Annotated in this window: 9 protein-coding genes; 8 read left to right on the forward strand and 1 reads right to left on the reverse strand. The window is 64.6% G+C overall.

Going from position 1 to position 10,023, the window contains the following annotated elements:
* The first annotated feature begins 76 nt into the window (after positions 1-76).
* A complete protein-coding gene (locus CKW24_RS26995) occupies positions 77-1,270 on the forward strand; it encodes an acyl-CoA dehydrogenase family protein (protein WP_095171863.1) in 1,194 nt (397 codons plus the stop codon).
* A gap of 12 nt (positions 1,271-1,282) precedes the next feature.
* Complete coding sequence (locus CKW24_RS27000) at positions 1,283-2,431, forward strand: acyl-CoA dehydrogenase family protein (RefSeq protein ID WP_095171865.1); 1,149 nt, start codon at positions 1,283-1,285, stop codon at positions 2,429-2,431.
* A gap of 4 nt (positions 2,432-2,435) precedes the next feature.
* Here the strand turns inward: CKW24_RS27000 and CKW24_RS27005 are convergent, their stop codons facing one another.
* Positions 2,436-3,632: an MFS transporter gene (locus CKW24_RS27005; RefSeq protein WP_095171867.1), complete on the reverse strand. Its 1,197-nt coding sequence runs from the start codon at positions 3,630-3,632 to the stop codon at positions 2,436-2,438.
* A gap of 122 nt (positions 3,633-3,754) precedes the next feature.
* Here CKW24_RS27005 and CKW24_RS27010 point away from each other — a divergent pair, with 122 nt between their 5' ends.
* The 6 genes from CKW24_RS27010 to CKW24_RS27035 all read left to right on the forward strand — a co-directional run bounded on the left by CKW24_RS27010 (position 3,755) and on the right by CKW24_RS27035 (position 9,590).
* Positions 3,755-4,597: a helix-turn-helix transcriptional regulator gene (locus CKW24_RS27010; RefSeq protein WP_095171869.1), complete on the forward strand. Its 843-nt coding sequence runs from the start codon at positions 3,755-3,757 to the stop codon at positions 4,595-4,597.
* A 251-nt stretch (positions 4,598-4,848) separates the two neighbouring features.
* On the forward strand, positions 4,849-6,219 hold the full coding sequence (locus CKW24_RS27015; RefSeq protein WP_177440725.1) for an NAD(P)/FAD-dependent oxidoreductase: 1,371 nt from the start codon (positions 4,849-4,851) through the stop codon (positions 6,217-6,219).
* Positions 6,219-6,629 carry a RidA family protein gene (locus CKW24_RS27020; RefSeq protein WP_095171871.1) on the forward strand — a complete coding sequence of 137 codons (411 nt, stop codon included), beginning with the start codon at positions 6,219-6,221 and terminating at the stop codon, positions 6,627-6,629. The genes CKW24_RS27015 and CKW24_RS27020 overlap by 1 nt, the downstream gene beginning before the upstream one ends.
* Positions 6,630-6,639: 10 nt before the next feature.
* On the forward strand, positions 6,640-7,314 hold the full coding sequence (locus CKW24_RS27025; protein WP_095171873.1) for a DUF1028 domain-containing protein: 675 nt from the start codon (positions 6,640-6,642) through the stop codon (positions 7,312-7,314).
* On the forward strand, positions 7,307-8,476 hold the full coding sequence (gene argE, locus CKW24_RS27030) for an acetylornithine deacetylase (RefSeq protein ID WP_095171875.1): 1,170 nt from the start codon (positions 7,307-7,309) through the stop codon (positions 8,474-8,476). The genes CKW24_RS27025 and argE overlap by 8 nt, the downstream gene beginning before the upstream one ends.
* A 73-nt stretch (positions 8,477-8,549) precedes the next feature.
* Positions 8,550-9,590: an ABC transporter substrate-binding protein gene (locus tag CKW24_RS27035; RefSeq protein ID WP_095171876.1), complete on the forward strand. Its 1,041-nt coding sequence runs from the start codon at positions 8,550-8,552 to the stop codon at positions 9,588-9,590.
* Positions 9,591-10,023: the final 433 nt, after the last annotated feature.

Raw genomic sequence — 10,023 nt, forward strand, 5'->3', positions numbered from 1 at the left:
AGGCCTCGGCACCTAACACGCACGAACACGCTGCCGACCTGCGGGTCGGCACGCCACCGGCTGACGGAGTGGATGGATGGATATTGATTTCAGTGCAGACGAACAGGCCTTTCGCGAAGAGGTTCGGGCCTTCCTGCGTGAGCAGTTGCCTGCGCAGTTTGCCCAGCGGATTGCCCAGGGCAAGCGCTTGAGCAAAGAGCACCAGGTGCAATGGATGCGGACCCTCAACCGCCAGGGCTGGCTGGCACCGGGCTGGCCAGTGGAACACGGGGGGACTGACTGGAGCGCAGTCAAAAAACACATCTTCGAGGAAGAGTGTTTCGCCGCCGGCGCACCCAAGGTGGTGTCGTTCGGCCTGAAAATGGTGGCCCCGGTGCTGATCAAGTTCGGTACGCCACAGCAGCAGGCGCGTTTCCTGCCACGCATCCTTACGTGTGAAGACTGGTGGTGCCAAGGCTACTCGGAGCCGGGGGCGGGCTCAGACCTGGCCTCCCTGAAAACCCGCGCCGTACGCGATGGCGATCACTACGTGATCAATGGCCAGAAGACCTGGACCACCCTGGCGCACTTCGCCGACTGGATGTTCTGCCTGGTCCGCACCGACCCGCAGGCCCAGCAGCAGCGTGGCATTTCCTTTGTGTTGCTGGACATGCGCACCCCGGGGATCACCGTGCGGCCGATCATCACCCTCGACGGAGAGCACGAAGTCAACGAGGTGTTTTTTGACAACGTGCGGGTCCCGGTGGCCAACCTGGTGGGCGAGGAAAACCAGGGCTGGACCTGTGCCAAGTATCTACTGACCCATGAGCGCACCAGCATCGGCGGGATTGCCCACAACAAGGCACTGTTGAACCGGCTCAAGCAGATCGCCAGTCAAGAGCTGCGTGACGGCCGGCCACTGCTCGAAGACCCATTGTTCCGCGGGCAGATTGCCGAAGTCGAAATGCAACTGATGGCCGCGCAGATGAGCAGCCTGCGCACCCTGGCCGCCGCTCGCGATGGCGCGGCCGCGGGTGCGCAAAGTTCGTTCCTGAAAATCCGTGGCACCGAGATTCGCCAGGCCCTGACCTACCTGATGAGCAAGGCCGTTGGCCCCTACGCCATGCCCTTCATCGAAGAAGAACTGGGTTATGACCAGGCGCCGCTGCTGCACAGCGCGTACAGCAGCGCCGCCACCTACCAGTACCTGGACGCACGCAAGGCCTCGATCTACGGCGGTGCCAACGAAATCCAGAAGAACATCATCGCCAAAATGATTCTCGAACTCTAAGGGGCGCCCGGCATGGATTTCAAACTGACACAAGAGCAACTGATGTTGCAGGACACCGCGGCGCGCCTGGTGCGCGACGCCTACGGTTTCGAACAGCGCGAGGGTTTTCGCCAGAGCGAAGCAGGCTTCAGCACGGCTTTGATGCAGCAATTGGGCGAACTGGGTCTGTGCGCCGTGCCCTTTGCCGAAGCCTACGGCGGGTTTGCCGGCAGTGGCGTGGAGAGCATGCTGGTGATGACCGAACTGGGCCGGGGCCTGTGCCTGGAACCGTACTTGCACTCGGTGATTTTCGCCGGCGGCCTGGTCAATCAACTGGGCAGCGAGGAGCAAAAACACAGCGTGCTGCCCCGACTGGGGAGCGCCGCGCTGCAACTGGCGGTGGCGCTCGAAGAGCCGCAAAGCCATTACTGTCTCAATGACGTGCAGACCAGCGCCACGGCGGTGCCGGGTGGCTGGCAACTCAAGGGACGCAAGTCGGTGGTGGTGGGAGGGCAAAGCGCCGGGCTGATCCTGGTCTCGGCGCGCACCAGCCACCAGGCGCGTGACGAGCAGGGCATCAGCCTGTTCCTGGTCGACCCGCAAGACCCTGGCGTGCGGCGCCGCGACTTCGCGACCATTGATGGGCGCAGGGCCTGTGAGCTGTTCCTGGAGGATACGTTTGTCAGCCACGGTTCACTGCTGGGCGAGGAGGGCCAGGCCCTGCCTGCCCTGCGTTACCAGCAGGGGCGCAGCATCGCCGCGCAGTGTGCCGAGGCGCAGGGCAGCATGGAAGCGGCCTGTCAGTTGACCCTCGACTACCTGAAGACGCGCCAGCAATTCGGTCAGCCAATCGGCAAGTTCCAGGCCTTGCAACATCGCATGGTGGAGATGTACATCGAACTCGACCAGGCCACCTCGATGACACTGCTGGCTGCCTGCGTCGCCGACCAGCAAGACAGTGACGAGCGCAGTCGGATCCTGGCTGCAGCCAAGTTCATCGTCAGCCGGGCCAGCCGTTTTGTTGCCGACCAGGGCATCCAACTGCATGGCGGTATTGGCTTGACCTGGGAGTACGTGTTGTCTCATCACGCCAAGCACCTGCTGATGGTCGCGCGGCAATTTGGTGACGACGACCACCATTTGCGGGCCTATACCACGTTGATGCAGGGATATTCAGCGTAACCGGCTAGCGGCTGCGCAGGGCATTGGGCGACGACAGCGGTGCCAGCCGCCGCACGTTATACAGTTGCAGCACGGCGCCCAGCAACGCCACGCCCGCAGCGCTCCAGGCCAGTGCCCAGCCGGGCATGGCCCATAACAACAGCAGGCCGCCAGCCGCCGCACCGAGGGCACTGCCCAGGTACAGCGCCGATTCATTGAGGGCCACCGCCAGGTCGCCATCGTCGTGGCGTTCCCGGGCGGCGAGCAGTTCGTTGTTCTGCGGAACCTGCAAGGCCCAACCGACGCAGCCCCACAGGGCGATCGGCAACAACGCGAGCCAGGGAGACAGGCCCGCCATCACGGGCAACAGCAACAGCGCTCCGCCGAGGACCAGCATGATGATCAGGGTCAGGATCGGCCCCTGGATACGCTCCAGCAGCGGACCGACCAGGAAACTCCCGGCCACCCCGCCCAGGCCCCAGACCCACAGATAGGGTGTCACGTTGCCGACACTGCCGTAGGTCGGGTCGCTCATGAGCGGCGCGATGAAGGTGTACATGCCCAGGCTGGACACTGCGGCCAGCAGGGAAACCAGCAAGATGGCCAGCACCTTGCGGTCGCTGAGCAAGGCCAGCTTGCTGCGCAGGGCCACGGTCGGTCCGGCCGGTACCGCCGGTAATAGCCGCTGCAAACCAAGCCATGCACCTGCGCCCAGCAGTGCCACCAGCCACAGCGCGGCCTGCCAGCCGGCAGCTTCGGCCAACAGCAGACTCAGGGGCACCCCCAGCACGGTACCGCTGGCCATGCCGGTCATGATGATCGCGATGGCGCTGCCACGCCGTTCGGGCTCAGACAGCGCTGCACAGACCGTGATGCCGGTCGCCAGATACACCCCGGCACCGAGTCCGGCCAGCGCCCGGCACAGCATCAGCAGGGCAAAGTCGTCGGTCAACGCACCGCCGACATTGGCCAGCACGAACAGCCCCAGTGCGCCCAACAGGCCAAGGCGCTGGCGATTGCGAGGCAGGAGGGCGACCACCAGCGGTGAGCCGATGCCGTAGGCCAGGGCAAACACGGTCACCAGTTGCGCGGCGATGGCCATCGGCACGCTGAAGGCCTGTTCGAGCATGGGCATCAGGCCGGCCGTTGCGTAGGACGCCATGCCCAGCGCGAAGGCGCCGACGGCAATCAGGTAGACCGAAGTGGGGGTGGGGTTGCGCATGCACATCTTCCTTGTCTGGCACAGTGGAGCAGGGGGGCTGGGCCCGGTGCGGACAATTCTTTAGCAGGCTAATCATTGTTACAATATCTACCGTTTATGCTGTTACTAGGAGTAACCGGATAATGGGTAGAACACTCGAGCGCACCCGCCTGGAGTTGGCGGCGTTCCTGCGCAGTCGCCGTGAACGCGTCACCCCCGAGCAGGCCGGATTGCCCGCCGGTGGACGCCGCAGGACTCCCGGCTTGCGCCGCGAAGAGGTCGCGGCGTTGGCCGGCGTCGGATTGACCTGGTACACCTGGCTGGAACAGGGCCGCGAGATCGGCGTTTCACCGGCCTTCCTCGACAATCTGTGTCGCGTCCTGCACCTGGACCCCATGGAGCGTCGGCACCTGTACCTGCTGACCTATCAGCGGGCGCCGGCCGAGCAGGCACAGACCTGGTGCGTGGTGCCCAAGGTCATCCACCGCTTGCTCGCCGACCTGACGCTGCGCCCAGCCTACGTGTTGAACCTGCGCTGGGACGTGCTGGCCTGGAACCCCGCCGGCGAGCAGCTGTTTCACTTTGCCGACAAGCCGGCGGAGCAACGCAACCTACTGTGGATGCTGTTCACCGATGAACACGTGCGCGCGCTGTTCGACCCGTGGGAAGAACAAGCACTGCAGATGTTGTCGAGCTTTCGCCGGGATTTCGGGCACGGCTCCCGGCAAAGCGATGTCGCAGAATTGGTCAAGGACCTGGAGAAAATCAGCGCCGAGTTCCGCCAGGGCTGGTTTCGCCAGGATCTCCATGGCCCTTGCCAGGGCACTCGACACCTGCAGCTCCCGGGCCTGGGCGCGGTGTCGTTCGAGCACACCATGCTGACCATCGACGCCGACCGGCATTTACGCCTGGTGTATTACGCGCCATGCCAGGAGGGTGACGGCCAGCAGGGGTTTGAGGGTTGGTTACACGATCGTTTGCGCTGAGCCTGGACGCAATGTCCCAGGCCCCACCCAATCCCGTAGCAGCTGCCGAAGGCTGCGTTGGGTTGCGCAGCGACCCCCGGTGGAATCGCCAAACCCAATGAACGTCCTGCGCCCAGGCACGCTTTTTCCTCGCTCGCGACTACATAAAACATCATTTCGCTAATCCCCTGCGCGTCACAGAATGCGCCCAACACCCCCGCACCGTAAGCGCAAACGCAGCACCACGATGATCTGCATCAGAGGCGCCAGCCATGACCGATCTGAACCCTTCCAACTTTCAGAAGTGCACAGACATGACCGTTGAGAAAATCCAAATTGATACGCTTGTTGTGGGTGCCGGTCAGGCCGGCGTGGCCATGAGTGAGCACTTGAGCAAGCTTGGGGTGCCGCACCTGGTGCTGGAGCGCAACCGGATCGCCGAAGCGTGGCGCACCGGGCGCTGGGATTCGCTGGTTGCCAATGGCCCTGCGTGGCACGACCGCTTTCCGGGCCTGGAATTTGCCGGCCTGGACCCGGACGCCTTTGCCGCCAAGGAGCAGGTGGCGGACTACTTCGAAGCCTATGCGAAAAAATTCAATGCACCGATCCGCACCGGGGTCGACGTGCAGAGCGTCGAGCGCAATACCGACCGTCCGGGCTTCACTGTCAACACCAGTGCCGGGCTGATCGAAGCGCGGCATGTGGTGGTCGCCACCGGTCCGTTCCAGCGCCCGGTGATCCCGCCGATTGCACCGGCCATCAGCGGCGTCCAGCAGATCCACTCGGCGCAATACCGCAACCCGCAGCAACTGGCCGCAGGCGCGGTACTGGTGGTGGGCGCCGGCTCCTCGGGGGTGCAGATCGCCGATGAACTGCAGCGCGCCGGCAAGCAGGTGTACCTGTCGGTGGGGGCTCACGACCGGCCGCCGCGTGCCTATCGCAACCGTGATTTCTGCTGGTGGCTGGGGGTGCTGGGCGAATGGGATGCCGAGGCCATGCAGCCGGGCAAGGAGCACGTGACCATTGCCGTGAGTGGGGCCCGCGGGGGTGAAACCATCGACTTTCGTCGGCTCGCCCAGCAGGGCATGACCCTGGTCGGCCTGACCGAATCCTTCAACGGTGGCGTGGTGAACTTCGCGGACAACCTGGCCGACAACATCGCCCGTGGCGACGAGAACTACCTGGCCCTGCTGGATGCAGCAGACGCCTACATCGCCCGCAACGGCCTCGACCTGCCACCGGAGCCCGAAGCCCGCAACCTGTTGCCCGATCCGGCCTGTGTCAGCCAGCCGATCCTGCAGCTCGACCTGGCCAAGGCCGGGGTCAGCACCATCATCTGGGCCACCGGCTACACGGTCGACTACAGCTGGTTGAAGGTCAACGCCTTCAAGGACAACGGCAAACCCCAGCATCAGCGCGGTGTGTCGAGCGAACCCGGGGTGTATTTCGTTGGTTTGCCGTGGCAGTCCCGGCGCGGCTCCGCGTTCATCTGGGGGGTATGGCACGACGCCAAACACGTCGCCGACCACATCGTCAAACAACACACCTACTTCAACTACCGGGATGCCGCACAACGCCAGGCCGATGCCGAGCAGACGTGTGCGGCACCGCTCCAACCAGCCAGCTGCATGGGAGTTCGTTGATGCCTACTCATACCCGCATCCGCATGTTCAACACCAAAGACACCTACCCCAACCAGACGCTGGACAACGACCTGTGCCAGGCCGTGCGCGCCGGCAATACCGTGTACGTGCGGGGCCAGGTCGGCACCGACTTCGATGGGCAACTGGTGGGCCTCGGCGCCCCCCGGGCCCAGGCCGAGCAAGCCATGCGCAACGTCAAGCAGTTGCTTGAGGAGGCCGGCAGCGACCTGAGCCATATCGTCAAGACCACCACCTACCTGATCGACCCGCGCTACCGCGAGCCGGTGTACCAGGAAGTCGGCAAATGGCTCAAAGGGGTGTTCCCGATTTCCACTGGCCTGGTGGTCAGCGCCCTTGGCCAGCCGCAGTGGCTGATGGAAATCGACGTGATTGCCGTGATCCCCGAATAAGGAACCGACCATGACCTTTTCCATCGTTGGACGCTGCGCCGAGACCGGCCAGTTGGGCATCGCCATCAGTTCCTCGAGCATCGCCGTCGGTGCTCGTTGCCCTTGGCTGCGGGCCGGTGTCGGCGCGGTGTCGAGCCAGAACATTACCCTGCCGGCCCTCGGCCCGCAGATCCTCGACGGCCTGGCCGCTGGCGCCGCGCCGTCCCAGGCCCTGGACCAGGCCCTGACCCGCAACGGCTACAGCCAGTACCGCCAGGTGGCGGTGGTGGATGCCCAAGGCCGGACTGCCGTGTTCAGCGGCAGCCAAGCCCTGGGCACCCACAACGCCCTGGCCGGTGAGCAGTGCGTGGCCGCTGGCAACCTATTGGCCAACAGCGCGGTGATCGAGGCCATGGTCGCCGCCTTTGAGCAGAGCGAAGGCTGCCTTGCCGCCCGCTTACTCAGTGCCTTGCAAGCTGGCCAGGCGGCTGGTGGCGAAGCTGGCTCGGTGCATTCGGCAGCACTGTCGGTGGTCGATGACCTGACCTGGCCAATCGTCGACCTGCGGGTTGACTGGGCCGAACACAATCCGATCGATGAGCTGGGCAACTTGTGGCGCGCCTACCAGCCCCAACTGCAGGACTACCTGATCCGCGCACTCGACCCAACCCTGGCGCCCAGCTATGGAGTGCCGGGTGATGAGTGAGCCGCGCAGCCGCGCCCTGTTGGCCAGGCTGGTAGGGTTCGCCACGGTCAGCCGTGACTCGAACCTGGCACTGATCGAGTTCGTGCGCGACTACCTGCAGGGCCTGGGCGTGGACTGCGAACTGATCTACAACGCCGAACGCAGCAAGGCCAATCTGCTGGCGTCGATGGGCCCGCAGGTGGCCGGTGGCATCGTGTTGTCCGGGCACACCGACGTGGTGCCGGTGGACGGCCAGGCCTGGACGGTCGAGCCGTTCTGTATGAGCGAGGCCGACGGCAAATTGTTCGGGCGCGGTACCGCCGACATGAAAGGCTACCTGGCCTCGGTCCTGGCGGCGGTGCCGCTGTTCCTGGCAAGTGACTTGCGCCGGCCGGTACACCTGGCGTTGTCCTATGACGAGGAAGTCGGCTGCCTGGGCGTGCGTAGTTTGCTCGAGCTGTTGCCCCAGCGGATCCCGGCGCCGGCCTTGTGCCTGATCGGCGAGCCGACCGAGCTCAAGCCGGTGCTCGGCCACAAGGGCAAGCTGGCAATGCGTTGCCATGTGCACGGCGCCGCCTGCCATTCGGCGTACGCCCCCTACGGGGTGAACGCCATCGAGCAAGCCGCACGCCTGATCGGCCGGCTGGGCGAGATCGGTGCCACCCTGGCCGAGCCGGAACTGCAGGACTCACGTTTTGATCCGGCTTATTCCACCGTACAGGTCGGGGTGATCCAGGGCGGCACGGCGTTGAACATCGTGCCGGCCGATTGCCGTTTCGATTTCGAAGTGCGCGCCTTGCCGGACTTCGCCCCGCAGGCGGTGGTCGATGAATTGCAGCACTACGCCCAGACCACGTTGCTGCCGGCGATGCAGGCGATCAAGGCCGAGACGTCGATTCGCTTTGAACAACTCTCGGCCTACCGGGGCCTGGCAACCCCGGCGGACAGCGCCGCCGCGCGCCTGATCGCCCAGCTGTGTGGCAGCGATGCCTTCAGCACCGTGGCCTTCGGCACCGAAGGTGGGTTGTTCGATGCGGCCGGTATCGCGACCGTGGTCTGTGGTCCCGGCAGTATGGAGCAAGGACACAAGCCCGACGAGTTCGTCAGCGTCGAGCAGTTGCACGCCTGTGACCGCCTGATGGATCGACTGGCGGCCTGGCTGAGCGCACCCGAAGAACAATAACAAGGCCCTCCGGCCGCCCATGCGTGTCCCGCCGCCGCCTCAGTGCGTACCGGCATTATCGAGGAACAGATCCATGTCCAGATCCTTGCGTTGCAGCCTTCCGTTTGCCCTGGCCCTGTTGAGCGGTGCAGTGTGCGCCGCGCCCCAGAGCCTCACCGTGATTTCCTTTGGCGGGGCCACCAAGCTGGCCCAGGACAAGGCCTACTTCCAGCCGTTCAACGCCAGCGGTGCCGGCAACATCGTCGCCGGTGAGTACAACGGCGAACTGTCGAAGATCAAGGCCATGGTGGCCGCCGGTCACACCAGTTGGGACGTGGTCGAAGTGGAAAGCCCGGACCTGCTGCGCGGCTGCGAGGAAGGCCTGTTCGAGAAACTCGACCTGAGCGCCCTGGGCGACCCGGCGCAATTTGTCCCGGGGGCACTGACCGAATGCGGGGTTGCCACCTATGTCTGGTCGATGGTCCTGGCCTTTGACCAGGGCAAGCTGGCCAAGGCGCCGCAGAACTGGGCGGACTTCTGGAACGTCAGCGAATTTCCCGGCAAGCGCGGGCTGCGCAAGAGCGCCAAGTACACCCTGGAAATCGCTTTGCTGGCCGATGGGGTGAAAATGGATGAGCTGTACAAGGTCCTGAATACCCCGCAGGGCGTGACCCGGGCCTTTGCCAAACTGGACCAGATCAAATCCAGCATCCAGTGGTGGGAGGCGGGCGCCCAGCCGGCACAGTGGCTGGTGGCCGGGGACGTGGTGATGAGCGCCGCCTACAACGGTCGCATTGCTTCGGCCCAGGAGGAGGGCATGAAACTGAGCATCGTCTGGCCACAAAGCCTGTACGACCCGGAATACTGGGCCGTGGTCAAGGGCACCCCGAACAAGGCCCTGGCCGAGAAGTTCATCGCCTTCGCCAGCCAGCCCCAGGCGCAGAAAGTGTTCTCGCAAAACATTCCTTACGGGCCGGTGCACCTGCAGACCCTGGCCTTGCTGCCCAAGTCGGTGCAGGCGCAACTGCCCACCGCCGAGGCCAACCTGGCCGGCGCCGGAGCGGTGAACGCCGAGTTCTGGGTCGACCATGGCGAGGAGCTGGAACAACGCTTCAACGCCTGGGCTGCCCGCTAATCCCCACCTCAACTCCCACAGGCATCTCCAATCCCTGTGGGAGCGGGCGCCCGCTTGCGGCTTGCTCGCGATGGGCATTGACGTTGCACCTGTGGAGAGAGAACCTGCTTGGGTCGTGACCTCTGGGCCTCTGGGGTGTTGGATCAGGCCGAGTACATATCCATTTTTGCGGTAACGGCCTCCTATGGTTCCGCTTTTACAGCGGCTCACTTTTGGAGGAGCCCAAAAGTAAGCAAAAGGCTCTTGCCCCACCACTTGGCACCTCGCTTGGGCTCGGTGTGCCCTCACTCCGGCTTGAATCCGTGGGCCGCCGCCACGCGCCATCCATGGCGCGTGGCGGCTAACCCGGCGTCCTGCCGGGTTACCCACGGCTTCAAGCCTGCGTTCGGCCAGCGTGGTTAACGGGGCGCCCCAGGATCAAAAGCCAAAGCCA

The sequence above is a fragment of the Pseudomonas sp. Irchel 3H3 genome, assembly GCF_900187635.1.
Taxonomy (GTDB): Bacteria; Pseudomonadota; Gammaproteobacteria; order Pseudomonadales; family Pseudomonadaceae; genus Aquipseudomonas.

Excerpts from the sequence above, each read along its gene's own strand:
- CKW24_RS27020 (WP_095171871.1), top strand. The coding sequence starts at position 6,219 with ATGCCTACTCATACCCGCATCCGCATGTTCAACACCAAAGACACCTAC.
- argE (WP_095171875.1), top strand. The coding sequence starts at position 7,307 with ATGAGTGAGCCGCGCAGCCGCGCCCTGTTGGCCAGGCTGGTAGGGTTC.
- CKW24_RS27035 (WP_095171876.1), top strand. The coding sequence starts at position 8,550 with ATGTCCAGATCCTTGCGTTGCAGCCTTCCGTTTGCCCTGGCCCTGTTG.
- CKW24_RS27025 (WP_095171873.1), top strand. The coding sequence starts at position 6,640 with ATGACCTTTTCCATCGTTGGACGCTGCGCCGAGACCGGCCAGTTGGGC.
- CKW24_RS27010 (WP_095171869.1), top strand. The coding sequence starts at position 3,755 with ATGGGTAGAACACTCGAGCGCACCCGCCTGGAGTTGGCGGCGTTCCTG.
- CKW24_RS26995 (WP_095171863.1), top strand. The coding sequence starts at position 77 with ATGGATATTGATTTCAGTGCAGACGAACAGGCCTTTCGCGAAGAGGTT.
- CKW24_RS27005 (WP_095171867.1), bottom strand. The coding sequence starts at position 3,632 with ATGCGCAACCCCACCCCCACTTCGGTCTACCTGATTGCCGTCGGCGCC.
- CKW24_RS27015 (WP_177440725.1), top strand. The coding sequence starts at position 4,849 with ATGACCGATCTGAACCCTTCCAACTTTCAGAAGTGCACAGACATGACC.
- CKW24_RS27000 (WP_095171865.1), top strand. The coding sequence starts at position 1,283 with ATGGATTTCAAACTGACACAAGAGCAACTGATGTTGCAGGACACCGCG.